The sequence below is a fragment of the Silicimonas algicola genome (assembly GCF_003970735.1).
GTDB lineage: Bacteria > Pseudomonadota > Alphaproteobacteria > Rhodobacterales > Rhodobacteraceae > Silicimonas > Silicimonas algicola.
The window spans coordinates 1,922,380-1,947,010 of record NZ_CP034588.1; the positions used below are offsets into that span (position 1 = coordinate 1,922,380).

The 24,631-nt window shown below is 67.6% G+C and carries 26 protein-coding genes and 1 tRNA gene; 14 read left to right on the plus strand and 13 right to left on the minus strand.

Translation table 11 applies throughout. The annotated features are described in order from the left end of the window. Positions 1-154 precede the first annotated feature (154 nt). Both EF888_RS09520 and glmM read left to right on the plus strand, forming a co-directional pair. Positions 155-835 carry a cell wall hydrolase gene (locus EF888_RS09520; RefSeq protein ID WP_109758776.1) on the plus strand — a complete coding sequence of 227 codons (681 nt, stop codon included), beginning with the start codon at positions 155-157 and terminating at the stop codon, positions 833-835. 116 nt (positions 836-951) lie between these two features. Next, positions 952-2,292, plus strand: a complete 1,341-nt coding sequence (gene glmM / locus EF888_RS09525) for a phosphoglucosamine mutase (RefSeq protein WP_109758777.1) — start codon at positions 952-954, stop codon at positions 2,290-2,292. A 5-nt stretch (positions 2,293-2,297) separates the two neighbouring features. Here glmM and EF888_RS09530 read toward each other — a convergent pair whose 3' ends face one another. From EF888_RS09530 to EF888_RS09540, 3 genes are read right to left on the minus strand one after another with little or no spacing between them, the layout of a single operon-like run. Further along, positions 2,298-3,215 carry a DMT family transporter gene (locus tag EF888_RS09530; RefSeq protein ID WP_109758778.1) on the minus strand — a complete coding sequence of 306 codons (918 nt, stop codon included), beginning with the start codon at positions 3,213-3,215 and terminating at the stop codon, positions 2,298-2,300. After that, positions 3,212-3,556 (minus strand): antibiotic biosynthesis monooxygenase family protein, encoded by a 345-nt coding sequence (locus tag EF888_RS09535; RefSeq protein ID WP_109758779.1) that lies wholly within the window; start codon positions 3,554-3,556, stop codon positions 3,212-3,214. Before EF888_RS09535 ends, EF888_RS09530 begins: the two co-directional genes overlap by 4 nt. Beyond that, positions 3,553-3,876: an NIPSNAP family protein gene (locus tag EF888_RS09540; protein WP_109758780.1), complete on the minus strand. Its 324-nt coding sequence runs from the start codon at positions 3,874-3,876 to the stop codon at positions 3,553-3,555. Before EF888_RS09540 ends, EF888_RS09535 begins: the two co-directional genes overlap by 4 nt. A 70-nt stretch (positions 3,877-3,946) precedes the next feature. Between EF888_RS09540 and EF888_RS09545 the strand changes: the two genes are divergently transcribed. From EF888_RS09545 to EF888_RS09555, 3 genes are all read left to right on the plus strand, one after another. Then, a complete protein-coding gene (locus EF888_RS09545) occupies positions 3,947-4,627 on the plus strand; it encodes an ArsR/SmtB family transcription factor (protein ID WP_109758781.1) in 681 nt (226 codons plus the stop codon). 254 nt (positions 4,628-4,881) lie between these two features. Further along, a complete protein-coding gene (locus EF888_RS09550) occupies positions 4,882-5,814 on the plus strand; it encodes a PAS domain-containing protein (RefSeq protein WP_164721637.1) in 933 nt (310 codons plus the stop codon). A gap of 81 nt (positions 5,815-5,895) precedes the next feature. Then, the gene (locus tag EF888_RS09555) at positions 5,896-6,954 is read left to right on the plus strand and encodes a sensor histidine kinase (protein WP_109758783.1); all 1,059 of its coding nucleotides are present in this window, start codon (positions 5,896-5,898) and stop codon (positions 6,952-6,954) included. A gap of 175 nt (positions 6,955-7,129) precedes the next feature. Here EF888_RS09555 and ilvC read toward each other — a convergent pair whose 3' ends face one another. Further along, entirely contained in the window at positions 7,130-8,152 is a 1,023-nt protein-coding gene (gene ilvC / locus EF888_RS09560) for a ketol-acid reductoisomerase (RefSeq protein WP_109758784.1), read from the minus strand. A gap of 159 nt (positions 8,153-8,311) precedes the next feature. Between ilvC and EF888_RS09565 the strand changes: the two genes are divergently transcribed. Further along, a complete protein-coding gene (locus tag EF888_RS09565; protein ID WP_109758785.1) occupies positions 8,312-9,442 on the plus strand; it encodes an aminotransferase class V-fold PLP-dependent enzyme in 1,131 nt (376 codons plus the stop codon). Between the two features lie 55 nt (positions 9,443-9,497). On the opposite strand, the gene EF888_RS09570 is transcribed toward EF888_RS09565, so the two are convergent. Then, entirely contained in the window at positions 9,498-10,697 is a 1,200-nt protein-coding gene (locus EF888_RS09570; RefSeq protein ID WP_109758786.1) for an FAD-dependent monooxygenase, read from the minus strand. Between the two features lie 49 nt (positions 10,698-10,746). Beyond that, positions 10,747-11,391: a pyrimidine 5'-nucleotidase gene (locus tag EF888_RS09575; protein ID WP_109758787.1), complete on the minus strand. Its 645-nt coding sequence runs from the start codon at positions 11,389-11,391 to the stop codon at positions 10,747-10,749. Between the two features lie 121 nt (positions 11,392-11,512). Here EF888_RS09575 and EF888_RS09580 point away from each other — a divergent pair, with 121 nt between their 5' ends. Continuing rightward, positions 11,513-12,184 (plus strand): GntR family transcriptional regulator, encoded by a 672-nt coding sequence (locus tag EF888_RS09580; RefSeq protein WP_109758788.1) that lies wholly within the window; start codon positions 11,513-11,515, stop codon positions 12,182-12,184. A gap of 17 nt (positions 12,185-12,201) precedes the next feature. Here EF888_RS09580 and EF888_RS09585 read toward each other — a convergent pair whose 3' ends face one another. Both EF888_RS09585 and carA read right to left on the minus strand, forming a co-directional pair. Then, positions 12,202-13,935, minus strand: coding sequence for a glycosyltransferase (locus EF888_RS09585; RefSeq protein WP_241239861.1), 1,734 nt, complete (start codon positions 13,933-13,935; stop codon positions 12,202-12,204). 65 nt (positions 13,936-14,000) lie between these two features. Next, positions 14,001-15,170 (minus strand): glutamine-hydrolyzing carbamoyl-phosphate synthase small subunit, encoded by a 1,170-nt coding sequence (gene carA, locus EF888_RS09590; protein ID WP_109758789.1) that lies wholly within the window; start codon positions 15,168-15,170, stop codon positions 14,001-14,003. 150 nt (positions 15,171-15,320) lie between these two features. On the opposite strand from carA, the gene EF888_RS09595 reads away from it, so the two are divergent. The 3 genes from EF888_RS09595 (at position 15,321) to EF888_RS09605 (ending at position 16,774) form a co-directional block, all read left to right on the plus strand. Beyond that, positions 15,321-15,935, plus strand: coding sequence for a hypothetical protein (locus EF888_RS09595; RefSeq protein WP_109758790.1), 615 nt, complete (start codon positions 15,321-15,323; stop codon positions 15,933-15,935). Between the two features lie 102 nt (positions 15,936-16,037). Then, positions 16,038-16,505 carry a GatB/YqeY domain-containing protein gene (locus EF888_RS09600; RefSeq protein WP_109758791.1) on the plus strand — a complete coding sequence of 156 codons (468 nt, stop codon included), beginning with the start codon at positions 16,038-16,040 and terminating at the stop codon, positions 16,503-16,505. A gap of 80 nt (positions 16,506-16,585) precedes the next feature. Then, complete coding sequence (locus EF888_RS09605) at positions 16,586-16,774, plus strand: DUF3008 family protein (RefSeq protein ID WP_109758792.1); 189 nt, start codon at positions 16,586-16,588, stop codon at positions 16,772-16,774. A gap of 4 nt (positions 16,775-16,778) precedes the next feature. On the opposite strand, the gene EF888_RS09610 is transcribed toward EF888_RS09605, so the two are convergent. Genes EF888_RS09610 through ctaD form a run of 3 tightly spaced genes read right to left on the minus strand, consistent with a single transcriptional unit; the run spans position 16,779 to position 19,393 of the window. Further along, a complete protein-coding gene (locus EF888_RS09610) occupies positions 16,779-17,255 on the minus strand; it encodes a DUF2244 domain-containing protein (protein ID WP_109758793.1) in 477 nt (158 codons plus the stop codon). Between the two features lie 48 nt (positions 17,256-17,303). Next, positions 17,304-17,669 carry a hypothetical protein gene (locus EF888_RS09615; RefSeq protein ID WP_109758794.1) on the minus strand — a complete coding sequence of 122 codons (366 nt, stop codon included), beginning with the start codon at positions 17,667-17,669 and terminating at the stop codon, positions 17,304-17,306. A 56-nt stretch (positions 17,670-17,725) separates the two neighbouring features. Then, positions 17,726-19,393, minus strand: a complete 1,668-nt coding sequence (ctaD, locus tag EF888_RS09620) for a cytochrome c oxidase subunit I (protein ID WP_109758795.1) — start codon at positions 19,391-19,393, stop codon at positions 17,726-17,728. Between the two features lie 306 nt (positions 19,394-19,699). On the opposite strand from ctaD, the gene argC reads away from it, so the two are divergent. Continuing rightward, positions 19,700-20,629, plus strand: coding sequence for an N-acetyl-gamma-glutamyl-phosphate reductase (gene argC / locus EF888_RS09625; protein ID WP_109758796.1), 930 nt, complete (start codon positions 19,700-19,702; stop codon positions 20,627-20,629). Here the strand turns inward: argC and EF888_RS09630 are convergent. Next, a complete protein-coding gene (locus EF888_RS09630; RefSeq protein ID WP_109758797.1) occupies positions 20,626-21,756 on the minus strand; it encodes a hypothetical protein in 1,131 nt (376 codons plus the stop codon). The genes argC and EF888_RS09630 overlap by 4 nt on opposite strands. Next, positions 21,753-22,400, minus strand: coding sequence for a lipoyl(octanoyl) transferase LipB (lipB, locus tag EF888_RS09635; protein ID WP_109758798.1), 648 nt, complete (start codon positions 22,398-22,400; stop codon positions 21,753-21,755). Before lipB ends, EF888_RS09630 begins: the two co-directional genes overlap by 4 nt. 127 nt (positions 22,401-22,527) lie before the next feature. On the opposite strand from lipB, the gene EF888_RS09640 reads away from it, so the two are divergent. From EF888_RS09640 to EF888_RS09650, 3 genes are all read left to right on the plus strand, one after another. Further along, entirely contained in the window at positions 22,528-23,844 is a 1,317-nt protein-coding gene (locus EF888_RS09640) for a peptidoglycan-binding domain-containing protein (RefSeq protein WP_109758799.1), read from the plus strand. 108 nt (positions 23,845-23,952) lie between these two features. Beyond that, a tRNA-Leu gene (locus tag EF888_RS09645) sits at positions 23,953-24,039 on the plus strand. A gap of 73 nt (positions 24,040-24,112) precedes the next feature. Next, positions 24,113-24,628, plus strand: a complete 516-nt coding sequence (locus EF888_RS09650) for a DUF2478 domain-containing protein (protein WP_109758800.1) — start codon at positions 24,113-24,115, stop codon at positions 24,626-24,628. Positions 24,629-24,631: the final 3 nt, after the last annotated feature.

Here is a 24,631-nt window from a genome sequence, read left to right on the forward strand (position 1 = left end):
TTTAAGCGGATTCTTGCCGAATCTGTCCCCGTTCCACGGTCCGTTTTTCCGATCCCGGGGTGGACGTTCCCCCGGCCATTGGCTAGGCCCGCCTTGAGGTACGAGGGCGTGTGCTGCCCTCAAGGTGATGTGTTGCTGCGAAAAGGGGGCAACCATGTATGGAAACGCCGTTCGGGCGCTGATCGTATCGGCGTCTCTGGTCCTGTGTTGCGGGGCGGCTTTGGCCGATGTGACGCTGGGATCTTCGAACAATTCGCAGGCCGGGATTGACGACCGCCTGTCTTCGCTTCTCGACGCCGAGAACCGGACCGTCAGCGATGTGCAACGCCGCGGGCTCGGCCGTCTGATCCAGTCGCCCGCGGCGACGCCAGGCGACACGGGATATTATTCTCGTGCCCGGCTCGATGCGATGCCGGCCGTTTCGGGCGGACCGGAATGGCGGTGCCTGTCCGAGGCTCTCTACTTCGAGGCACGGGGCGAAACCGTTCGCGGCATCTTCGGCGTGGCCGAGGTCATCCTGAACCGGGTCGACGATCCGCGCTATCCCAACAGCGTCTGCGGTGTCGTGAACCAGGGGACCGGCGAGAAATTCCGCTGCCAGTTCACCTATACCTGCGACGGGCGTCCCGAGGTCATCCGCGAGAAGAAGGCCTTCGCGCTGGTGGGCAAGGTGGCCAAGATCATGCTGGGCGAGTCCGAGCGTCCCCTGACCGACGGCGCCACGCATTACCACACGAAGTCCGTTCGTCCGAAGTGGGCCCGCGCCTTCCCGATGACGGCCGCCATCGGCTTTCACAAGTTCTATCGCCAGTCCGACGCCTTCGCCTCGCGCTGACGCGCGGAAGCCTCGGTCGGTCACGCGGTTTCACGCCGTTTTCGCTGGACGCTCGCCTGACTGCGGGAGCCATGCTAGACACGCCTCAGGATCAGGTCGCTGGGGTGTGTGAGACAATGGTACGCAAGCTTTTCGGAACCGACGGCGTGCGCGGGCGCGCCAATTCCTTCCCGATGACCGCCGACACGGCGCTGCGCCTCGGCGCGGCGGCTGGACGCTATTTCCGGCGCGACGGCTCGGCCGCGCACCGGGTTGTCATCGGCAAGGACACCCGTCTGTCGGGCTACATGTTCGAGAACGCGATTACCGCGGGGTTCACCTCGACGGGCATGAACGTGCTTCTGCTCGGCCCCGTGCCGACGCCCGCCGTTGGGCTTCTGACGCGGTCGATGCGCGCCGATGTGGGCGTGATGATCTCGGCCAGCCACAACCCGCACGAGGACAACGGCATCAAGTTCTTCGGGCCGGACGGCTTCAAGCTGTCCGACGAGGCGGAGTCCGAGATCGAGGCGATCATGGCGGGCGAGATCCAACCTGCCGATGCCGGCAACATCGGCCGGGCCAAGCGGATCGACGACGGTCTGCACCGCTATGTCGAGCGGGTGAAGTCGACCTTTCCGCAGGATCTGACGCTGGACGGGCTGAAGGTGGTGGTCGATTGCGCGAACGGCGCGGCCTATCGCGCGGCGCCACAGGTGCTGTGGGAACTGGGCGCCGAGGTCATTCCTGTCGGCGTCACGCCGGATGGCACCAACATCAACGCGGGCTGCGGCTCGACCGACACGCGCCTGGCCGCCGAGACGGTCGTGACGCACGGCGCGGACGTGGGGCTCTGTCTCGACGGCGATGCGGACCGCATCATGATCCTCGACGAGAACGGCCGCGTGGCCGATGGCGACCAGGTCATGGGCCTTTTCGCGGCCAGATGGGCCAGCGAGCAGCGTCTGAAGGGCGGCGCCTTGGTGGCGACGGTCATGTCGAACCTGGGGCTCGAACGCTATCTGCAGGGCAAGGGGCTCGAGTTGCGCCGGACTGCCGTGGGCGACCGCTATGTCGTCGAGGCGATGCGGTCGGGCGGCTTCAACCTGGGCGGCGAGCAGTCGGGCCATATCGTGATGACCGATTACGCGACGACGGGCGACGGGCTTCTCGCCGGGCTTCAGTTCCTGGCCGAGATGCAGCGCACGGGCCAGCCCGCGAGCGCGCTGCGCCAGGTCTTCGAGCCGGTGCCGCAGAGGCTGAAGAACGTGCGTTACGCCGAGGGGGCCGCGCCGCTGGACACGGTGTCGGTCAAGACGGCAATCGCCGAGGCGGAGGCGCGTCTGGAAGGTCACGGGCGGCTTCTGATCCGGAAGTCGGGCACCGAGCCCCTGATCCGCGTCATGGCCGAGTGCGAGGACGATGGCCTCCTGACGCAGGTGATCGACGACGTCGTGCGCGCAGTCGAGGCGGCCTGACCGGCTCAGCCCCGGCCGAACATCCGCTTGAGCGCGCCCCACTGCGACAGCAGGACCCCGGCGAGGATCAGCGCCATGGCGCGAAACAGCGTCGGCTCCGCCTCTTCGTTCAGGATCAGGACGCCCAGGATGACCGACCAGAGAGGCACCATGTAGTTGGTCAGCGACATGAACGTCGGCCCGGCCGAGCGGATCACCACGATCCTGAGCAGGTTCGCCGCTGCCGTCTGGACGAGGCCGAGGGTCACAAGCACCGCGATGACCTTGCCGCCGGGGACACCGGGCAGGCCCTCAATCCAGAGCGCGGCGATCGTGACGAGAGCGCCGCCGATCCAGAGCGTGACGGCGGATAGGCCGACCGGGTCGACGGGCGGGATGCGGCGCATCAGGACCGACGAGACGGCATAGCAGGCGGCAGCCCCGAGGCAGGCAAGCTGGCCCCAGATTTCACCCTGGCGACCGGTCGAGGCCATGGCTTCGGGTCCGATCAGCACGACGACGCCAGCGAAGCCGACGAGGAAGCCTGTCGTGCGTCGCAGCGTCATGCGTTCGCCCGGCACGAAGACGTGGGCGAGAGGCAGAACCATGAGCGCGACGGCGGCCATCGAGACGCCCGCGAAGCCCGACGTCACCACCTGCTGGCCCCAGCTTATCGCCATGAAGGGGAGGGCCGAGCTCATCGCGCCGACCGCGAGGAGAAGGGGCAGCGGCGCGCGGGCGGGCGAGGTGTAGAATGTGCCTCCCCGCGCGCGCCAGACCGCCGTGGTGACGGCACCGGCGAGAAGGATGCGCGAGGAGGCGAGCCAGAACGGGCCGATGCCCGCCAGCGCCAGCTCGATGAACAGGAACGACGCGCCCCAGACGAGGCCAAGTGCGAGGACCGAGATCCAGCTCGATCTTGTGATCGTGGGTGTGTCGGTCATCCGTTCAGCGCGCGGCTGTCCTGGGGCGCCTCGTCGCGCTCGGTCATGCCGTAGTCGCGGATCACGCCGGCGATGCGCAGCCGATAGTCGGCGAAATGTTCGTGGCGTCCGGCGCTTTGCGCCGCCCGGTGGCGCGGCCTCTGCCGCCAGGCGTCCAGCGCGGCCTCGTCCTCGAAGAACGACAGCGACAGCAGTTTCTCAGGATCGGTGATGCTGCGGAAGCGTTCGACCGAGATAAACCCCGGATGGCCCGTCAGCTCCTCGCGAAGGCTGGCAGCGATGTCGAGATAGGTGTCGACGTGGCCGTCCTTCGGCCAGACTTCGAAGATGACGGCGATCATGCGGGGTCTCCGTGCGGGGCGGACGCGAGCGTCAGGAAGGTGCGGTCCTCGCGCAGGATGAAGCGTTCGGACCGGGCGAAGTCGTAGTTCTGCCGCCCGAGCGGGTCCTCCGCAAGCCTCTTGCGGTAGGCCTCGTAGGCGGCGAGAGAGTCGACGTTGTAGATGCCGTAGGCGAGCGTGGCAGAGCCTTCGTGCGGGGCGTAGTAGCCGACGAGGTCGGCGCCGCAGCGCGGGATGCACTGGCCCCACGTCCGGGCGTACTGCGCGAAGGCCTCGCGGCGGTTCGGGTCGATGTGATAGCGGATGACGCAGGTGAGCATGGGGTGTCCTTCCATTGTTCGCCCTGCCTATCCCGTTGTGCGGCGCGGATGCTTTGGCTAGGACCGAAGCATGAGAGAAGGCCCCGACATATCGCGCCTCGCCGCACTCATCGGCGATCCGGGTCGCGCGGCGATGCTGGTCGCACTCATGGGCGGCCAGGCGCTGACGGCGGCCGAGCTTGCCGCCGAGGCGGGGGTGACGGCGCCAACGGCCAGCGGGCATCTGGCGCGCCTGTCCGATGCAGGACTGCTGACGGTCCGCAAGCAGGGACGGCACAAGTATTTCGCGCTCGCCTCGGCCGAGGTCGCAGCGGTGGTCGAGGGGCTGATGGGCCTCGCCGACAGCCACGGGCTGACGCGGACACGGCCGGGCCCCCGCGACGAGGGGATGCGCGAGGCGCGGGTCTGCTACAACCATCTCGCCGGGCGGAGAGGGGTGCAGATGTACGACAGCCTCGCCGCGCGCGGGTTGCTCGAGGTCGGTGCGGAGGGGCTGGTCCTGTCGCAGGCGGGACGGGTTTTCGCCGGCGGTCTCGGGGTCGATGTAGGGGCGCTCGAGACGGCGCGGACGCCGGTCTGCCGCGAGTGCCTCGACTGGTCCGAGAGACGCAGCCACCTCGCAGGGTCGCTCGGGCGGGCGATCTTCGCCCGGATGGAGCGGGGCGGGTGGATCAGGCGCGACGGGGAGAGCCGGGCGGTGGTGTTTTCGCGGTCGGGCCTCGGGGAGTTCGAGGCGGCGTTTCCGGTGTGACGACGTAGAACAAGGGGCTGAGGCCCAGACCTGCAGCCGCGGATTCACGACCGAATCCCCGATTCAAGAGCGTTCTATGGACTTGAAACCGCAACTCGCCCAATATGATCACTTGGCGAGACAATTTCGCTCAACCCGAACAATCTTGCGAGGGGGCTCACATGTCGGCGGACAAGACAGTCGCGGAGTCATGTCACGAGCTTGCATCCGCGTGGCAGGCTGGAACGTACGAATGGTGGCCATCTGCCGACCGCTTGAGCTGGTCGCCCGAGTTGATCCGCCTCTACGGCCTGAAGCAGGCCCCCACAGCGGAGGATGGGTTCTCGGCGCTCGTTCATCCAGAGGACCGGGTCCGGGTCGAGGGGGAAACCTCCACCTACCTCGGATCAGACCTCACGACGTACAGCCATAGTTTCCGGATCGTGAGGCCAGACGGCGCCGTACGCGTCATGCTGGATCGAGGCGTCATCGACAGGGACGCTGCCGGGAACGTCCGGGTCATTCGCGGACTCAACATCGACGTCACCGATCAAGCCCGCGCCGGCTTTTCGATGCAGCACGGCGCTGCGGCAGGCGTTGGCGGGCAGCCGGAGCAGGCCCACCTCGCGCCTCACGCCGTGCCGACGGGCGTCTTCGAATGGGACATCCGCGCGGACAAGGTCCAGCGCATCGCGAGCGATTATCCGGGGATGCCGAAAACCGAAGGAGCGCCCGAGACGTTCGAACATGTGGCCAAGGCCGTTCATCCCGCCGACCGCGAGGCATTTCGGGCCGCCGTCACGGCCGCGCTGACGTCCCCCGACGGCAAATACTGGTCGAGACATCGCTACGCCGGTCCCAAAGGAGCAGAGTGCTGGTTCGTCGAGAACGGGCGTGTCGAATTCGATACCGATCGTACGCCCATTCGCATGATCGGCTTTGCCCACGCCATTCCCGAGCAAGAGCACCCGGGACAGGAGCCGACCGACGCCGACGCCGTCCTGGCGGCGCTGTTCGGCGGCGCACCCGTCGGCCTCGGGGTCTGGGACAGCGAGTTCAGGTTCCAGTACGTGAATCCCATGCTCGCAAGCATCAACGGCCTGCCTTCCGACGTTCACATCGGGCGTCGGCCGGACGAGCTCCTGCCGGATCTCGTGGATTTCGAGAGGCTCTACCGCCGATGGGGCGAAATCCTCGAGACAGGATAGCCTTGGCACGGGGTCGAGATCAGCGGAGAGACGCCAGCGGAACCGGGACGCCTGCGCCATTGGGAAGAGCACTTCTTCCCGGTGCGCGTCGACGGCCGGAATGTTGGCGTAGCGGCTGTCGTGCAGGAGACGACGCAGCGCAAGGAGGCGGAGGAGAAACGCCGCGCGAGCGAAGCGCGCTATCGCACCCTGTTCGACGCCATCGACCAGGGCTTCTGCGTTCTCGAGCTTCGCCTCGACGCGCCGGACGGACGCATCGATTACCGGGTCGTGGAGGCGAACCCCGCCTTCTACGACCGGACCGGGTTCCCCGAGGCCATTCTCGGCCAGTGGCTGCGCGAGGCGGCGCCGGACCTTGAGGACCATTGGTATGAAACCTACGGGCGCGTTGCGAGGACGGGCGAGCCGGTGCGCTTCGAGCAACGCTCGCAGATGCTGGGGCGGTGGTTCAACGTCTACGCCTTTCGGATCGACTCGCCGGAGGACCATCGCGTCGCCGTGCTGTTCAACGACATTTCCGACCGCAAGGATCAGGAAGAACTGAACCAACTGTTGATGCGCGAGGTCGATCACCGCTCCAAGAACATGCTGAGCCTCGTCCTGGCAATGGCACGGCACACGGCCTCGTCTGGCGCGGACGATTTCATGGAGCGGTTCAGAACACGCGTGCAGGCGCTGGCGGCCGCGCAGGACCTGCTGTTCCGGAACTCGCGGAAGACGGTGCAGCTCGCCGATCTCGCCCGGTCCCAGCTTGCGCATCTCGGCGATCTGATCGGCGAGCGTATCGAGGTCGACGGGCCGCCCCTCGCGCTCACGCCCGATGCCACCCAGGCGCTGGGAATGGCGCTCCACGAACTCGCCACCAACGCAGCGAAGTACGGGGCGCTCTCGAACGAGACCGGGCGCATCTCGATCCGCTGGACGTTGGAGGGGGATTCATCGACCGGCCGCAAGTTCACGCTGTCCTGGCTGGAGAGCGGCGGGCCGCCCGTCGCAAAGCCGGGACGGTCCGGTTTCGGTTCCACGGTGACAACCGGCATGGTTGAGAGAACCACAGGGGGGAAGGTGTCCGTCGATTTTGCGCCTGCCGGGCTTGCCTGGCGTCTTTCCTGCCGGGACGCGAAGGGTGTTGTCGGCTGATCGGCACGGGGCTCGGCGTCGACGCTGGTACGAGCAAGGGTCGCCTTTCCGTGGTCGTCGACGGTGCTCGCGTAAGGGAAGCAGGGCGCTGTCGGGCGGTCCCTGGCGCGAACCATCACAGCAAACGCAAAAGGCCGGGCGCTTGGCCCGGCCTTTCAAAATCCATGAAACCCGATCAGTTCCGCGCGCGGTCGACCATCTTGCCCTTCGAGATCCAGGGCATCATGCCGCGCAGCTTCTCGCCGACTTCCTCGATCTGGTGGGCGTCGTTGATGCGGCGCGTCGACTTGAACATCGGCTGGCCGACGGCGTTCTCTGTCATGAAGTCGCGGACGAATTTGCCGGTCTGAATGTCCGTCAGGATCTCCTTCATCCGCTTCTTCGTCTCGTCATAGGGAAGGACGCGCGGACCCGAGACGTATTCGCCGTATTCGGCGGTGTTCGAGATCGAGTAGTTCATGTTCGCGATGCCGCCCTCGTAGATCAGGTCGACGATCAGCTTTACCTCGTGGAGGCATTCGAAATAGGCCATCTCGGGGGCGTAGCCCGCCTCGACCAGCGTCTCGAAACCCATGCGGATCAGCTCGACGAGACCGCCGCAGAGAACGGCCTGCTCGCCGAAGAGATCGGTCTCGCACTCTTCCTTGAAGTTGGTCTCGATGATGCCCGAGCGGCCGCCGCCGATGGCGGAGCAATAGGAGAGGCCGATTTCCAGCGCCTTGCCGGAGGCGTCGTTGTCGACAGCGACGAGGCAGGGCACGCCGCCGCCCTTGACGTATTCGCCGCGCACCGTGTGACCGGGGCCCTTGGGCGCCATCATGATGACGTCGACGCCGGGCTTGGGCTCGATCAGGCCGAAGTGGACGTTGAGACCGTGCGCGAAGGCGATGGCGGCGCCGTCCTTGAGATTGTCGTGGACGTGGTCGCGATAGGTCTTGGCCTGAAGCTCGTCCGGCATGGTGAACATCATCAGGTCGCACCAGGCGGCGGCTTCCTCAATGCCCATGACTTTCAGCCCTTCGGCCTCGGCCTTCTTCGCCGAGGGCGAGCCGGGACGAAGCGCCACGGCGAGGTTCTTCGCGCCGGAGTCGCGGAGGTTCAGCGCATGCGCGTGGCCCTGGCTGCCGTAGCCGAGGATGGCCACCTTCTTGTCCTTGATCAGGTTGATGTCGCAATCGCGGTCATAGTAAACGCGCATGGGTTCTGTCCCCTCCGGTCGGTCTGGTCCCTGGTTCACGCGCGCTTCTAGCGAAATGACGCGCGGATGCAATGCGGGAATGGGCGGTCTTGTCTGCCCGCGCCGTTGCATCCGTCCCGGCCCGGCGCTAGGTCCGGCACAAGGTCAATGGAGGACACCATGACAGCGCTGAGACAGGACATCGACCCGGACGGGCTTCTGGAATATTCGGTCGTCTTCACCGACCGCTCGCTCAACCACATGAGCGCGGCCTTCCAGGGCGTGATGCGCGACATCTCGTCGATGCTGCGCGAGGTCTACAACGCCGACGCGGTGGCGCTGGTCCCCGGCGGCGGCACCTACGCGATGGAGGCGGTCGCGCGGCAGTTGGCCGGCGGCGAGCGGGTCATGGTGATCCGGAACGGCTGGTTCTCGTACCGCTGGACGCAGATCTTCGAGGCGGGCGGCCTGCCGTCGGACGAAACCGTGATGATGGCGCGGCGCACGGGCAACGATCCGCGCTCGGCCTTTGCGCCCGCGCCCGTGGACGAGGTCGTGGCGCGGATCGCGGCCGAGAAGCCGGCGGTGGTCTTCGCGCCCCATGTCGAGACGGCTGCGGGGATGATCCTGCCCGACGACTATATCCGCAAGGTGTCGGACGCGGTCCATGCCGAGGGCGGGCTCTTCGTCCTCGACTGCATCGCCAGCGGCACGGTCTGGGTCGACATGAAGGCCTGCGGCGTCGACGTGCTGATCTCGGCGCCCCAGAAGGGCTGGTCGGCCTCGCCGTCCGCAGGTCTGGTCATGCTGTCCGAGGCGGCGGTCGCGCGGGTCAAGGAGCGGACCTCGTCGTCCTTCGCCATCGACCTCAAGAAGTGGTTGTCGATCATGGAGGCCTACGAGGCGGGCGGCCACGCCTATCACGCGACGATGCCCACGGACGCGCTCAAGGGCTTCCGCGACACGATGGTCGAGACGAAGGCGATCGGGTTCGAAAAGCTCGCCCAAGCGCAGTGGGAGCAGGGCCGCAAGGTGCGCGCGATGCTCGAGGCGCGGGGCTTCCAGTCGGTGGCGGCCGAGGGCTTCCAGGCGCCGGGCGTCGTGGTGTCCTATACCGACGATCCGGCGATCCAGACCGGGAAGGTCTTCGCCGCCGAGGGCGCTCAGATCGCGGCCGGCGTGCCGCTGATGGTGGGCGAGGGCGAGGACTACCGCAGTTTCCGCATCGGGCTCTTCGGGCTCGACAAGCTTCTGGACGTGGACGCAAGCGTTGCGCGGCTGGAAGGTGTCCTGGACCGCGCCCTAGGGTGAACGCCGACCCGGCGTGGGCCGGGTCATTTGCGTATTTGAGGCAAGATGAAGGACGTCAGCCACCCATGCCCGCCCGCATCACGGCGTGGCGGAGGGGAGCGGCGTCGTGGATGAGGGCGAGGCCCAGGGACCGCAGCGTCTGAAGCGGCGGGGCGTCGGAGCGGCAAAGGCGGTTGTAGAGGTCGATGATGCGGGCGCGGGCCGCGATGTCGCGGGCGCGTGTCCGGGCGTAGGCGTCGAGCATCGCGTCGGAACCGAGGTCGGAGGGGTCCGCGCGGGTCAGGTCGAGGAGCGTGCGCACGTCCTGGAGCGAGGTGTTGAGGCCCTGCGCGCCTATGGGCGGCAGGACGTGCGCGGCCTCGGCGATGACGGCGACGCGGCGGGCGGTGAGCGCGGTGGCGCGTTGCGTGACCACGGGCCAGAGGGCGCGGGCGGTGACGGGCGTGAGCGGGCCGAGGACGCCGCAGGAGCGCACGGTGGCGGCCGCCCCGAAGGCGTCGTCGTCCAGCGCATGCAGCCGCAGCGCCTCGGCGCCGTCGTTCATCCAGACCACGGCCGAGGCGGGCCTTCCCTCATGGTCCGGCAGCGGCACGAGAACGAAGGCGCCGCCCGACAGGTAGAGTTCGGTCGAGACGTTTTCATGCGGCTTTTCGTGCGTGACGGCGAAGGCGAGCGCCTTCTGGCCGTAGCGCGTCGTCTCGACACCGATGCCCGCCGCCTCGCGCAACGGTGAGGCGCGTCCGTCCGCGGCGATGGCGAGGCGGGCCTTGAGGCGCGCGCCGTCACTCAACGTGACGAGCGCCTCGCGGTCGCGGGTGAGGATGGAGGCGAAGCCGGCGCCGAGACGGAGGTCGATGGCGGGGTGGCACGCCGCACGCTCGGTCAGGACGCGGCGCGTGAGCCAGTTGGGCAGGTTCCACCCGAAGGCGGGCTGGCCCAGGTCGGCCGAGGTGAAGGCGCGCTCGGTGCGGATGGCAGGCGGGTCGCCCGCGCAGTCCGCGACGCGCAGCGTCGCGAGTGGTATCGCGTCGGCGTCGAGCGGTCCCCAGGCTCCGATCTCGTCGAGAAGGGCGCGGGCCGGGGCGAGGAATGCGGTCGAGCGAAGGTCAGCCGTCGGATCGGCGGTGCCGGACGGCGGGGGCGTGGGATCGGCGAGCACGACCGAAAACCCGGCGTACGCGAAGCCCAGGGCAGCGGCTAGGCCGGCAAGGCCCGCGCCGGAGATGAAGATGTCCGTCTGCTGTGCCGCGGTCATGGCGTGGAGGTTAGCGCGCGTGGAAGGCCCGGAAAGGCGGCGCGGTGTCTCATGCGAGGGCCGCGAGGAAAGCCGCCAGATCGGCGGTGTGGTGGTGGATATGCGAGGCGGGCGCGGGCAGGGGGGCGACGTGGACGGTCATCATGCCGAGCCCGTGCGGCTCGGCCAGGTTGCGCGGATCGTCCTCGAACATCGCCGCGCGGGACGGCACGAAACCGTCGAGCGCGATGATGGCGTCGAAGGCCGCGCGTTCGGGCTTCGGAAGGAAGCCCGCGTGCTCGACCCCGTAGACGGCGTCGAAGAGAGGCGCGAGGCCTCGGGCAGCGAGGACGCGGCGGGCATAGGGTTCGGAGCCGTTCGTGTAGACGATCTTGCGCCCCGGCAGCCGCGAGATGGCCTCGACGAGGGCTGCGTCCGACACGAGGTGGTCGAGCGTGATGTCGTGGACATCCTCGAGGTAGGGCGCTGGATCGACGCCGTGTTCGCGCATCAGGCCGGCCAGCGTCGTGCCGTAGCGCGCCCAGTAGTCGGTGCGCACGCGGTTGGCCTCCGCCTCGTCGACGCCCAGGACGCGCGCGACCCAGGCGGTCATGCGGACCTCGATCTGGTCGAAGAGCCGCGCCTCGGGCGGGTAGAGGGTGTTGTCGAGGTCGAAGACCCAGGTCTCGACATGGGAAAAGGCGTCGCGGGACATGGGCCGGGTGTAGCGCGGGCGCGTGGGCGAGGGAACCTGCGGTTTTCGTCGCGCGCAGGCCGCCCCGAGGTTGCCACGGGCCGCGCCTGTCCCGTAACGTCCGCCCGTCGGAGGAGACGGCATGACATCAGATACCCGCGCGGGCCAGACTGACGCCTACCAGATGATCCTGAACGCGATCGACGGGGGCACCTATCGTCCCGGCGACCGTCTGGTGGAAAGCGAACTCGCGGACCGCTTCGGCGTGTCGCGGACGCCCATTCGCGAGGCGTTGCAGCGGCTCGAGACGCAATCGCTTTTGGCACGGGACGGGCGGTCGCTGGTGGTGGCCTCGCTCGACCACAACCAGATGGCCGAACTCTATGTCGTGCGCTCCGAGCTCGAGGCGCTGTCGGCGCGACTGGCGGCGCGGCACGCGACGGCCGAGGAGGTGAACCTTCTGCGCGAGATGGTGGCCGAGGACCGCGAGAGGGTCAGCGATCCGGCGGCGTTGGCGCGAACCAACCGGCGCTTTCACCGGCAGGTGCATCTGGCCAGCCACAACCGTTATCTCGTCCAGCAGCTCGACCTCGTCTATCGGTCGATGGCGCTGATGGCGACGACGTCGCTTTCGGCGAAGGGGCGCAGCCAGGTCGCGATGGACGAACACGCGGCCATCGTCGACGCCATCGCGCGGGGTGACGGCGACGCGGCCTACGAGGTGTTGAAGGGCCACATCAGCCGGGCCTTCGAGGCGCGGCTGCGGCAGGACGCCGACGAGGCGGCGAAGCGGGACGACCCGATGCATGAGTAGGGTGTGGCTGGCCTTCGCTACAGGTGAGCCTGAGACGCAGGCCGGCTGCGGTTAACGGTCAGCCCGTGCTGCGTCTTGTCCCAGTAGAACGGCCGCGTGACCAGCTCGGCCATGCCCTTCCACGAGGCCAGCGCGGCCAGCGGGAAATAGAGGTGCATGAGCGGCACCCACTTTATCAGCCATGACCCGCGCGGTGTCGCCACAGAGGCTGCGAGGATCGCCATGGTCGCGACCTCGCAGAAGAAGAACAGCGCGGCGAGGGCGGGCACGACGCCCGGCGGTGCGACGTGCGTCAGCGGGTGCGGCAGCCCGAAGACGATCAGCCAGAACGACCACAGCACGGGCGCCAGCACGAATTGGCTGAGCGTGCCGAGAAACAGGATCTGCACGCCGATGAAACGGAGCGGTCCGAGATCGCCGAGAAGCCGCAGGGGGTCGCGCATGTGGACGGCCCAGGTGACCCAATAGCCCTTGATCCACCGCGACCTCTGCCTGATCCAGGCCGGGACCGAGGCGGTCGCCTCCTCCTCGGTCACCGTGGGCACGAAGGCGCAGCGGAAGCCGTGGCGGGCGAGGCGGAGGCCCAGGTCGGCATCTTCGGTCACGTTCTGCGCGTCCCACCTGCCCAAGGACTCGAGCGCCGCGCGGCGGAAGAAGACGGTCGTGCCGCCCAGGGGAATGACGAACCCTAGGCGGACGAGGCCGGGCAGCACGAGGCGGAACCAGGCGGCATAGTCGATGGTGAAGCAGCGCGTCAGCCAGCTTTGTCTGGGGTTGTAGAAGTCGAGCACGCCCTGGAGACAGGCCACCTCGGGTCCGGCGCGCGAAAAGGCCTGGGCGATCTTCAGAAGCTGGTCGCGGGCAGGCCGATCCTCGGCGTCGTAGATGCCCACGATGTCGCCTTGAGTGAAGTCGAAGGCATAGTTCATCGCGCGGGGCTTGGTGCGGCAGGCGCCGTCAGGGACGCGGACGACCCGCATGAAGGGCGGCAGGCTCGCTGCGTCGAGAGCGTCTGCGGTCGCGGTATCGGACGCCTCGAGGATCAGGCAAACCTCCATCCGGTGGCGGGGATAGGCGAGCCGCCCGAGACGTTCGACGAGGCGCGAAGCGATCTCGGTCTCGCGGTAGAGCGGCACGAGAAGCGAGATGCGCGGCAGCGGGCCAAGCGGGGGATCAGGGCGCCGGCTGGTCCAGGTCCGCGCCATGCGGCGTGCGTGCCGGAACTCGACAAGTGCGCCAAGGCTGCGGAGAAGCGTGACCGAGACGAGGGTCAGCGCCGTCCAGGCCGCCAGCGCCAGGACGGCGGCGCGCGGCCAGGCGAGGGTCACGGCAAGGCCGAGGGACGCGACGAGAACGGCGATGGCGCCGGTGCGGGCGCCCGACCAGCCGCGGCAGCTTTCCCGGGCGGGCGTGCGCGTCTCGGCGCGGCGGGCGAGGTAGGGCGCGCGCAACCGCTCGATCTCGGCCAGGATGTCGCGTTCGGCTTTCCGCCGGAACACGACGGGGCCGAGGCGCGCGGTCAGCCCCGGCTCGAGCCGCGTGAAGACGTCGATGTCGGTGCAGGCGACGGGCGTGACCCAGCCGGCGCGCTCCATCGGCAGAACGCGCTGCGACAGGGCGGTCTCGAGCCCGATCCGGTCGAGCGCGCGGGCGTCGGCGCGACCGGCGGACGACGGGCCTGGCGCGCGGTCGAAGTCAGCGCGCGACGAGGGCGGCAGGCGAAGCGGGGTCTTGGGGCGCAGGGACGACAAGGGGGCACGGCACCGAAGGCGGAGATCTGTTGCCGCCTCCATCGCACCTCGTGGTTAAGCCGGACTTAAGACGCGCGCGCCGCCGCCGTGTCGTCCATCGCGCGGGCGAAACGTTCGAACAGGTACTGCGAGTCGGCGGGGCCGGGGCTGGCCTCGGGGTGGTACTGGACCGAGAAGACGGGCCGGTCGGTCATGCGTATGCCGCAGTTCGAGCCGTCGAAGAGCGAGACATGCGTTTCCTTCACGCCCGTGGGAAGGGTCTGGCTGTCGACGGTGAAACCGTGGTTCATCGAGGTGATCTCGACCTTGCCGGTCTCGAGGTCCTTCACCGGATGGTTCGCGCCGTGGTGGCCGTGGTTCATCTTGATCGTCTTCGCGCCAAGTGCGAGCGCCAGCATCTGGTGGCCGAGGCAGATGCCGAAGACGGGGATGCGGCTGTCGTCGAGCACGCCCTTGATCATCGGCACGGCATAGGCGCCCGTCGCCGCCGGGTCACCCGGACCGTTCGACAGGAACAGGCCGTCGGGGTTCTGCGCGAGCACATCCTCGGCGGTGGCGGTCGCTGGCAGCACGGTGACGTCGCAGCCGACGCTGGCGAGGCTGCGCAGGATGTTGCGCTTGGCGCCATAGTCTATGGCCACGACCTTGAACCTGGGATCGGTCAGGCGGCCGAAGCCCTCGGGCCAGGCCCACCGCGTCTCGTCCCACCGATACGACTGCGCGCAGGTCACGTCGCGGGCGAGGTCGAGGCCCACGAGACCGGGGAAGGCGCGGGCCTGGGCGACCAGCGCCTCGATGTCGAAGTTGCCGTCCGGGTCGTGCGACAGGGCGACGTGCGGCGCGCCCTGGTGGCGGATCGCGCGGGTCAGGCGGCGGGTGTCGATGCCCCCCATGCCGATCCGGCCCCTGCGGGACAGCCATGAAGACAGCGTCTCGGTCGCACGCCAGTTCGAAGGTTCGGTCGGGTCCCATTTGACGATCAGGCCTTCGGCGACCGGATCGGCGGTCTCGTCGTCTTCGGGGTTCACGCCCACGTTGCCGATGTGGGGAAAGGTGAAGGTCACGATCTGGCCCGCGTAGGAGGGGTCCGTCATGATCTCCTGATAGCCGGTCATCGAGGTGTTGAAGCAAAGCTCGGCGACCCTGGTGCCCGTCGCGCCGAAGCCCTGGCCGAAAAAGATCGTCCCGTCCGCCAGAGCCAGGCACGCGGTCGGTTTCGTCGTGGCGTCTGTCATGGCTCGGGCCCCCAAGGCGATGTATCGGTAAACGGCCCGGACCTATGGCGGGACGGTCGCGAGGTCAAGGGCGGGGCGTGGATCGCCATCCCGATCCCCGCCGCGTTCCGGCCATCCCGAAGCCTCTTTTCATTGTCATTCTTGCCCGTCATGTGGCGCCCGTTCCTTCGCCTGAGGCTTTTCGCGCTTCTTTTCGAGACGGCGGGGCCTCCTCCGCTGCACCGCCTGGTGCAGTCCGGCGCGGCCTTGGCGGTCTGGACCGGGCTGTCGCGCATTCCGGGCATGGCAGAGACGACGGTCTTCGTCGCGACCGTACTGACAGCCCTCGCCATCGGTCACGCCGCGAATGCGCGCACTCTTCCCGAGAAGGTGGGGCACGAGGCGACGGCGCTGTCTCTGATCGTGTTTTTCTGTTTGATCGCAGTTATTTATGGGATCATCCTCTTGTCGCCTGATCCCGTCTGGGTGCAACACCTTTTCACGATCGTTCCGGCGCTCTTCGCACTCGGCTGTTTCCTCGACATCGTTTCCCGGACCGAGGGTTTCGGCCGCGACTGGTGGCCTGACGACGCCATGAACAAGGCCCGCCCGATGCTGACGCGCGCCTTTCTCCTGAAGCATTTGTCGATGGCGGTCCTGAACGCGACGCTGGTCGCTTCGGTCTCGCTCGACGCGTGGGTCATGTGGTTCGCGGTCTTGCCGCTGGTGAACCACTACCTGACCGCAGGGTTGACGACGACCGTCCTTCTTGACGCCGGGGAATAGCGGCAAAGCCTGATTTTTCAGCTGGTTAGGCGTTTCAGTCGCAGTTGCGGCGGGTCTGGTTAAGAGATAAGGTCCCGAGTCTCGGCAAGCCATGAGGGACAGATGGGGCTCAGGGACCAGATCGGAGAGGCACTGAAGCAGGCCATGCGGGACAAGGACGCGTCGCGTCTGTCCACGCTGCGTCTCATCATGGCCGCGATCAAGGACCGCGACATCGCGCGGCGCGCCGAAGGCGGCGACGGCGGCGACGCGGGCGTGGGCGAGGAGGACATCCTCCAGATCCTCGGCAAGATGGTGAAGCAGCGCCAGGAGTCGGCGCGCGCTTACGAGGAAGGCGGTCGCCTGGAACTGGCCGAGGCGGAACTGTCCGAGATCAAGGTGATCGAGGAGTACCTGCCGCGCCAGCTCGACCAGGCCGAAACGGCGGCCGCGGTGGATGCCGCCATCGCCGACACCGGGGCTGCATCGATCCGCGACATGGGCAAGGTGATGGGCGCTCTCAAGGCGCGCTACACCGGCCAGATGGATTTCGGCAGGGTGGGCCCGATGGTGAAGGCGCGGCTGGGTTAGGTTTCGCCGCAGAGTCCGACCTGCCCGGAACATGTAGCAGGGGGTGCCGGTTTCTCTTTTCTCAGGAAGGGAGACCCATCATGCCAGCCACATCCAAAGCCCAGCAGAAAGCCGCCGGAGCCGCCCTCTCGGCCAAGCGCGGCGACACCAAGGTCGGAGACCTCAAGGGCGCGTCCAAGGACATGTACGACTCGATGAGCGAATCCGAGCTCGACGAGATGGCATCGACCGACCGCGAGGATCTGCCCGAGAAGAAGTCGAAGGACTGAGCCGTCACTCTGCGCGGATCAGGCGATTCAGCTCGTCGTAAAGCGCCAGCCGCTCGTCCGGCGTGAGGAAGGCGCCCAATTCGACCTCGCGCCCGGAACCGGACAGGGTCAGGTAATTCTCGACCGGCCCGTCGCGCCTCAGTTTCACGGTCACCCAGTAGGGATTCGCCTGCCAGTCGAGGTGCGGCCCGTCGTGCGGGACATGACTGAGGTGTAGGGACTCGCGGCCGAACGTCAGCACCTCGTGCAGGCTGCGATGGCGTCGGTTGACCATGATCGCGCGCCACACGCCCCAGATCGCCGCGAGGAAGAACGCCAGCAGCACCCAGGTCACCGCCGAGCCCAGGACGGCAAGCAGCGGCATGGTCAGCATGACCGCCGTGGCGCCGATGAACCAGACGAAGCCCTCGGGCGTCATCGACTGGTGCGGCCAGAGCGTCAGGATCTTCTCGTCGGGGGCTTCGGTCCAGCGATAGGGCATGTGACTAGGATATATCGCGCGCGCCGTCCTTCCAGAGGGCGCGGTGTGTCATCGCCGCGCAATGCGTCGAGACAGGGAGATCAGAAGCGTGGCGAGAGTCAGGGCGCCGGCGAGGGCCGTCAGCGCGGCGCCGGCCAGCGCGGCCAGGCCGAGGGCGGTCAGAAGGCCCGGCCAGTCCAGGATTTGCTCGCCGGGCAGGATCATCATGGCAATGGGCTGCGCGACGATCGCGAGTATGCCGGCGATCCAGGAGACGAGGGCCAGCGTTCGCGCGGCGCGGAACTGGCCTGGGGTAAGCCGTGCGATCGCCACCCAGATCAGCACGCCGACGACCGTCAGCACCAGCACGCCAAGAAGAAGCTGGGCGTGCGGCATCACCACGAGGGTGTCGGTGTGGGACGAGGGGCCGTTCATGGGTCCGTGTCCTCGATCGAAGAAGGGCCCCGGGGGGCCCTTCGTTCACATCAGGTTCAGTGCGCGTGGCTTCTGTCCCAGTCCTCGCGCTTCGGGAGCGTCTCGAAAGTGTGCTCCGGCGGCGGCGAGGGCAGGGTCCATTCCAGGGTGTCCGCGTGCTCGTTCCAGTAGTTGTTCTCGGTCACCGGCTTGCCGGAGCGGATCGTGTAGAACACGATGTAGATGAACAGCAGGAACGACGCGAAGGACAGGAACGCGCCCCAGGTCGAGACCTCGTTCCACAACGCGAAGCCATCGGGATAGTCGATGTAGCGGCGCGGCATCCCCTGACGGCCCAGGAAGTGCTGGGGGAAGAAGGTCAGGTTCGAGCCGATGAACATCATCCAGAAGTGGATTTGCCCCAGACGCTCGGGGTACTGCCGGCCGGACATCTTGCCGATCCAGAAGTAGGTGCCCGCGAAGATCGCGAAGACAGCGCCGAGGCTCATCACGTAGTGGAAGTGCGCCACGACGTAGTAGGTGTCGTGATAGGCGCGGTCGATGGCGGCCTGGCTGAGGACGATGCCCGTGACGCCGCCCAGGGTGAAGAGGAACAGGAAACCGAAGGCCCAGAGCATCGGCGTCTTGAACTCGATCGAGCCGCCCCACATCGTGGCGATCCACGAGAAGATCTTCACGCCCGTCGGCACCGCGATGACCATCGTCGCCAGCATGAAGTAGGTCTGCTGCGACAGCGACATGCCGACCGTGTACATGTGGTGCGCCCACACGACGAAGCCCAGGCCGCCAATGGCGATCAGCGCCCAGACCATCGGCAGGTAACCGAAGATCGGCTTCTTCGAGAAGGTCGCGATGACGTGGCTGATGATGCCGAAGCCCGGCAGCACGATGATGTAGACCTCGGGGTGTCCGAAGAACCACAGGATGTGCTGGTAGAGGATCGGATCGCCGCCGCCTTCGGGCTGGAAGAAGGTGGTGCCGAAGTTGCGGTCCGTCAGCAGCATTGTGATCGCGCCCGCCAGCACCGGCAGGGCCAGGAGGATCAGCCAGGCGGTCACGAAGATCGACCAGGCGAAGAGCGGGACCTTGAACAGCGTCATGCCGGGCGCGCGCATGTTTAGGAAGGTCGTGATCATGTTGATCGCGCCGAGGATCGACGAGGCGCCCGAGAGGTGCACGGCGAAGATCGCCAGGTCCATCGAGAAGCCCTGCTCGGAGGTCGAGAGCGGCGGATAGAGCACCCAGCCCACGCCGGAGCCAAGCTGACCGTTGCCGCCCGGCACGACGACCGAGAGGATCGCGAGCGAGGCGCCCGAGACGTAGAGCCAGAAGCTGAGGTTGTTCATCCGCGGAAAGGCCATGTCCGGCGCACCGATGTGCAGCGGCATGAAGTAGTTGCCGAATCCGCCGAACAGCGCCGGAATGACCACGAAGAACATCATCAGGATGCCGTGCGCGGTGACGATGACGTTCCAGACGTGCCCGTTCGGCGCGCAGACGCCGTCGGAGATCAGGCGAATGCCCTCCTGGCACATGTACTGGACGCCGGGGTCCTTCAGCTCGAGCCGCATGTACACGGTGAAGGCCACGGCGATGAAGCCGACGAACCCCGAGGTGAAGAGGTAGAGAATGCCGATGTCCTTGTGGTTCGTCGACATGAACCAGCGGGTGAAGAACCCTCGCTCGTCGTGATGGTCGTGCCCGTGTGCTGCGGCGTCGGCCATGTGATGCCTCCTGGAGAACGATTCCCGTAGGGCGGGTCGATGCCCGCCGGTTTGTATTCGGTTCTAGGGATGTGTCGGTCCGGGGGCAATGGCGAACGAGAGACGTGAGCGGGCTAAATTGTCTCAGGGGAGGGGTGCGGCGGGTAACAGCTTTCTGCCCGTCCAGCCCTTGAACGCGGCGGGCAAGTCATTGGCAACAAACGATTGCGCTCACGGCGCTGCGAGGTGCAGCAGGACGGGTAGCTTTTTCTTGGCGCGATGTCCTGCGTCCTGTAGAAGCGGGCTCGAACGCAGACGGAGGCGATCATGGCCGCACGGGTCTTCATCGACGGCGAAGCCGGGACGACCGGTCTTCAGATCAGGGAGCGGCTGGACGGCCGCGCCGACATCGGGCTTGTCCGGATCGACCCCGAGCGCCGCAAGGACGAGGCCGCGCGCCGCGACGCCTTCGCCGCCGCCGACGTGGCGATCCTTTGCCTGCCCGACGATGCGGCGCGCGAGGCCGTGGCGCTGTCGTCGGACCTCGGCACGCGGATCATCGACGCCTCCACGGCTTACCGGGTGGATCCAGCCTGGGTCTATGGCTTCCCCGAGCTTGCGCCTGCGCAGGCGGGGCGCATCGCCGCCGCCCGCCACGTGTCGAACCCCGGATGCTATCCCACGGGAGCGCTTGCGCTTCTGGCGCCTCTGGTGTCGCGCGGGCTGGTGCCGGCGGATGCCGGGATCACGATCAACGCCGTCTCGGGCTATACCGGTGGCGGCAAGTCCCTGATCGGCGAATTCGATGCCGGCACGGCGCCCGATTTCTTCGTCTATGGCACGGGACAGGCGCACAAGCACCTGCCCGAGATCCTGCGCTATTCGGGGCTGGAACGGGCGCCGATCTTCGTGCCGTCCGTCGGCAACTTCGCGCAAGGAATGGTCGTCCAGGTGCCGCTGCACCTGTCGCTTCTGCCCGGCAAGCCCTCGATGGCGGATGTTCACGGCGCGCTGTCGCAGCATTTCGGCACGGGTGGCGTGGTCACCGTGGCGCCCCTGGGCGGCGAGTCGAGCCGCATCGTTCCGACAGCGCACAATGGCACCAACGACATGACGCTGCACGTCCTCGGCGATGCGGGAACGGGCCGCGCGGTTCTCGTCGCGGTTCTCGACAACCTGGGCAAGGGTGCGTCGGGTGCTGCGGTCCAGAACCTCGACCTGATGCTCGGGCAACGGGTCGAGGAAGCGGCGGCCTAGCGGCGACCGGGCACGTCGAAGGGAAACACCTTCGCGTATCTGTGCGGATCAATGACGCCCGGCTTCCCTGCAACGCCCGGGTCGGCGAGGTCGTCGGGCGGTGTCGGCACGTCCGAAGACAGTCGCGTCGGCGCCACGAGGACCATGCCGGGAGCCATCTCCACCCCTTGTGAGGCGGCTTCAGGCCAGAGCTGCGTGTAGGGCGGTCCGAGGACGAAGGCGCGGACCGGGCTCTTGGGCAAGCCGTACCAGAACCATGCCTTCACGGGGCAGTCGTGGTCGCGGATCTCGGCGTAGAACGCGTTCACTGCCAACGCGATGTCCCGCATCAACTCCAAAAGGCGAGGGTCGTCCAGCGCCTTCGGGCGCAATTCGAATGTCAGGCGACCCACCAGGAATTCGGCCCGCAGAAAGTAGGAAGGGTGCCATTTGGCGAGTAAGGCCTCGCAGGCGACGTACATGAAGATGTGCGCAAACGGCGCCTTCGCCTTGAGAGACAGGTCGGGGTCATGAGCGAACTCGGCGAGCAGTGGGCCCACGTCGCCGTCCTGGACCCGGCCCTGCAACGGTTCCCAACTGCCGAACCGCGTCGGCATCGCTTCGGGCAGGACTCGCGCGATGACGTCTAGGACCCTGGCGAGGCCTTCAGCGTGAAACGCCTCCAGATCCTCGAAGAAGAACGACATCTTGCCAAGTTCAGGCTGTAACGGGGAAGACGTGGCAGGCTGGGGCGACGCGAACCGACCGAGCAGGCGGTCGAGGAACCTGGAGACAATGCCGCTGGCGGGCGGCAGCGACGTACCGGCGGCTTCGGTCGGCAACGGTCCCGAGGTTCGAACGCCCTGGAAGCGTTCGGTCTGCATGTCGATCAAGATGCCGTTCGTCTCGGCCAGGATGCCGGTCAACCACTTTTCGAACCTTGCCATCGCCTCCGCGCCGGGGCGGCCCTCGATGTAGAGGCGGTGGAGCCAGCGCCGGCGCTTTCCAAGGATGGGCAGAACGTCGGGCGGAATGTCGTCGTCCTCGCAGAGCGCCGGCGGGTCGATGTTGAACGCACCCTGCTCGTCGGCTTCGGGCGGGACCAGGGGCGCGGCCTTCGCGGTGTAGAGGTCGAGGTCGTAGCTCACCCGAACACCTGCCCGAAGGTCCGCTTCAAAGCCACGTCGACGTCCTCCATCGTCACCGGCAGGCCCAGGTCGACGAGCGAGGTCACGCCATGTCCGGTGATGCCACAGGGCACGATGCCGTCGAAGTGCGACAGGTCGGGATCGACGTTGATCGACAGGCCGTGGAAGGACACCCACTTGCGGATGCGGATGCCCAGGGCTGCGATCTTGTCCTCGCGCGGGGTGCCGTCGGGCAGGGGCGGTTTGTCCGGGCGAGGCACCCAGACGCCGACGCGGTCAGGGCGGACCTCGCCCCGGACGTTGAACTCGGCCAGCGCGGCGATGATCCAGGCCTCGAGGTCGTGGACAAAGCGCCGGACGTCCTGTCCGCGCGTCGAGACGTCGAGCATGACGTAGGCCACCCGCTGCCCGGGTCCGTGATAGGTGTATTGCCCGCCGCGCTTGGCCGCGAAGACGGGAAAGCGGTCGGGATCGACGAGATCCTCGGCCTTGGCCGAGGTACCGGCGGTGTAAAGGGCCGGATGTTCCAGAAGCCAGATCGCCTCGTCCGCGGCACCCGCGCGGATCGCGGCCGCCCGCGTCTCCATGACAGAGACGGCCTCCTCGTAGGCGACGGGAGCGGCGGAGGTGATCCATTCGACCATGCAGGCGTTCTAGGCGAGGCCAGCGGCATTGCCAATCGGCACGAAACGAGGGACTCGCGCCCGATTCCGTGCTAGAAATGCCGTAGGGTCAATTTTGCCAAGAACTTATTTTCTGGGGGAAGATGCAATGAAATCCGGTCTCATCGGCTCGGCCGTCCTGTCGGCCGTCCTGTCGGCCATCCTGATCGCCACGCCCGCGACGCGGGCTCATGCCGACGCGGGCGACGCCCTTGTCGGCGGCATCATCGGCGGCATCGTGGGCGGCGCCATCGTCAACGAGAACAACAAGAAGCGCACGGTGCGGAAGGTCTATCGCGCGCCGGTCTATTCGCCCGAGCGGGCGCAGAACCGCGAGGTGCAGACCTCTCTCAACTATTTCGGCTTCCCGGCGGGGACGCCGGATGGCGTGCTGGGTGGACGGTCGCGCGCGGCGATCTCGCAGTACCAGGCGCACCTCGGGTATCCTCCGACCGGCTATCTGAGCGAATACGAGAAGAGCTTCCTCCTGTCGTCCTACCAGCGCGCGATGGCGGGGGGCGCGATGACGCACCAGCAGATCGCGTCGAACCCGATGGGGTCGCGCGGCCTTCTGACCATTTACCGCGACGAGGCGGCGGGCGTGCCGCCCCAGACCGGCGGGACGATGGCCTTCGCCGCACCGGCACCCGCTCCCATCCCCGCGCCCGAGGCGCCCGTGGTGGAGGCGGCGGTCGAATCCGCCCCGCCGTCCGCGCCGACGCTGCCGTCCTTCCTGGGTGCAACTGGGTCGCGCTCGCTGGCCTCGCACTGCAACACGGTCTCGCTTCTGACCAACACCAACGGCGGCTTCACCACCATCCAGGCGATGAGCGACCCGAACGCGGTCCTGAACGAGCAGTTCTGCCTCGCCCGCACCTATGCCATCGCCACGGGCGAGGATCTGGCAGCGGGCGTGCAAGGGGTCGGCGTGGCCGAGATCGAGGCGCAATGCGACAGTTTCGGTCCGGTGATGAAGGATCACGTCGCCGCCTTGTCGCTGAAGTCGCGCGACGCGGTGCTTCAGGACGTCTCGGGCTTCGTGCTGTCGACCGGAATGGCGCCGCAGCAGCTGGCGGCAACCTCGAAGATCTGCCTCAGCGTGGGCTACCGGACCGACGACATGGACGTGTCCGTCGGCTCGGCCCTGATCCTCGCGGCGCTCGGCGAACGCGCCTACGGCGAGCTGATGGGCCACCACCTGAGCCAGGGCTTCGGCGCCACGGCGCGAGCGGACCTGGCGCGGGACTGGTACGACATGGCGGTCACCGCGCTGGAGGCGGGACAGCCCGCCGTCTTCGCGCCGGGACAGCCCGAACGCATCGCCCTGATCCGAGCTGCGGCCCTAGGTCAGACCGGACAGGCGGGGACGATGACCGCGCCCGTCCAGCCCGCCTCGGCGCTGCCGAGCTTCACCGTGACGAAGTGATCGTCTGGCGAGGGGGCGGCCATGCGCCGTCCCCCGCACTTTTTCGCGCGACCCCCCTTCACAAGTCTCGGCGGTCCCGGTAAGAGACGCGCCACCAACCAACGGCGTGCGGTCGTGGCGGAATTGGTAGACGCGCAGCGTTGAGGTCGCTGTGGGGTAACTCCCGTGGAAGTTCGAGTCTTCTCGACCGCACCATTTTCTCTCCCCTGAAGACAGCTTTCCGTCCGTGCGACAGCGCGTTATGGATGATGTCGGAGGAGGATCCGCCATGCACATCGCCTATACCGTAGCACCTGGGCGCGGGGCCACCGACCTGCTGCTGGCCGGATTGGTGCGGCGGATGGCGGCGCGCGGGTTCCGCGCGGCGGGCACGGTGCAGATGAACGTCATCCCCGACCCGGACGGCCCCTGCGACATGGACGTCAACGTCCTGCCCGACGGGCCGGTGATCCGGATCAGCCAGAGCCTCGGTCCCGATGCGACGGGCTGCCGTCTGGACCCGGGTGCGCTGGAAGAGGCCGTGCGGCTGACGCTCGGACGGCTCGAAGGAGCCGAGTTCCTGATCGTCAACAAGTTCGGCAAGCACGAGGCGGGCGGACGCGGGTTCCGTCCGGTCATCGCCGAGGCGCTGGACCTGGGGCTTCCGGTCCTCGTCGGCCTCAACCGGGGCAATGCCGAGCCGTTCCTGTCCTTCACCGGCGGAGTGGCCGAGGAGCTGGCGCCGGACGAGGGGGTTCTGGCCGACTGGCTGGAAGCGCGCATCGGACGTACCGCAGCCGCTTGATCC

Coding starts and splice junctions, on each gene's coding strand:
- EF888_RS09520 (WP_109758776.1), top strand. CDS start 155: ATGTATGGAAACGCCGTTCGGGCGCTGATCGTATCGGCGTCTCTGGTC.
- glmM (WP_109758777.1), top strand. CDS start 952: ATGGTACGCAAGCTTTTCGGAACCGACGGCGTGCGCGGGCGCGCCAAT.
- EF888_RS09530 (WP_109758778.1), bottom strand. CDS start 3,215: ATGACCGACACACCCACGATCACAAGATCGAGCTGGATCTCGGTCCTC.
- EF888_RS09535 (WP_109758779.1), bottom strand. CDS start 3,556: ATGATCGCCGTCATCTTCGAAGTCTGGCCGAAGGACGGCCACGTCGAC.
- EF888_RS09540 (WP_109758780.1), bottom strand. CDS start 3,876: ATGCTCACCTGCGTCATCCGCTATCACATCGACCCGAACCGCCGCGAG.
- EF888_RS09545 (WP_109758781.1), top strand. CDS start 3,947: ATGAGAGAAGGCCCCGACATATCGCGCCTCGCCGCACTCATCGGCGAT.
- ilvC (WP_109758784.1), bottom strand. CDS start 8,152: ATGCGCGTTTACTATGACCGCGATTGCGACATCAACCTGATCAAGGAC.
- EF888_RS09565 (WP_109758785.1), top strand. CDS start 8,312: ATGACAGCGCTGAGACAGGACATCGACCCGGACGGGCTTCTGGAATAT.
- EF888_RS09570 (WP_109758786.1), bottom strand. CDS start 10,697: ATGACCGCGGCACAGCAGACGGACATCTTCATCTCCGGCGCGGGCCTT.
- EF888_RS09575 (WP_109758787.1), bottom strand. CDS start 11,391: ATGTCCCGCGACGCCTTTTCCCATGTCGAGACCTGGGTCTTCGACCTC.
- EF888_RS09580 (WP_109758788.1), top strand. CDS start 11,513: ATGACATCAGATACCCGCGCGGGCCAGACTGACGCCTACCAGATGATC.
- carA (WP_109758789.1), bottom strand. CDS start 15,170: ATGACAGACGCCACGACGAAACCGACCGCGTGCCTGGCTCTGGCGGAC.
- EF888_RS09595 (WP_109758790.1), top strand. CDS start 15,321: ATGTGGCGCCCGTTCCTTCGCCTGAGGCTTTTCGCGCTTCTTTTCGAG.
- EF888_RS09600 (WP_109758791.1), top strand. CDS start 16,038: ATGGGGCTCAGGGACCAGATCGGAGAGGCACTGAAGCAGGCCATGCGG.
- EF888_RS09605 (WP_109758792.1), top strand. CDS start 16,586: ATGCCAGCCACATCCAAAGCCCAGCAGAAAGCCGCCGGAGCCGCCCTC.
- EF888_RS09610 (WP_109758793.1), bottom strand. CDS start 17,255: ATGCCCTATCGCTGGACCGAAGCCCCCGACGAGAAGATCCTGACGCTC.
- EF888_RS09615 (WP_109758794.1), bottom strand. CDS start 17,669: ATGAACGGCCCCTCGTCCCACACCGACACCCTCGTGGTGATGCCGCAC.
- ctaD (WP_109758795.1), bottom strand. CDS start 19,393: ATGGCCGACGCCGCAGCACACGGGCACGACCATCACGACGAGCGAGGG.
- argC (WP_109758796.1), top strand. CDS start 19,700: ATGGCCGCACGGGTCTTCATCGACGGCGAAGCCGGGACGACCGGTCTT.
- lipB (WP_109758798.1), bottom strand. CDS start 22,400: ATGGTCGAATGGATCACCTCCGCCGCTCCCGTCGCCTACGAGGAGGCC.
- EF888_RS09640 (WP_109758799.1), top strand. CDS start 22,528: ATGAAATCCGGTCTCATCGGCTCGGCCGTCCTGTCGGCCGTCCTGTCG.
- EF888_RS09650 (WP_109758800.1), top strand. CDS start 24,113: ATGCACATCGCCTATACCGTAGCACCTGGGCGCGGGGCCACCGACCTG.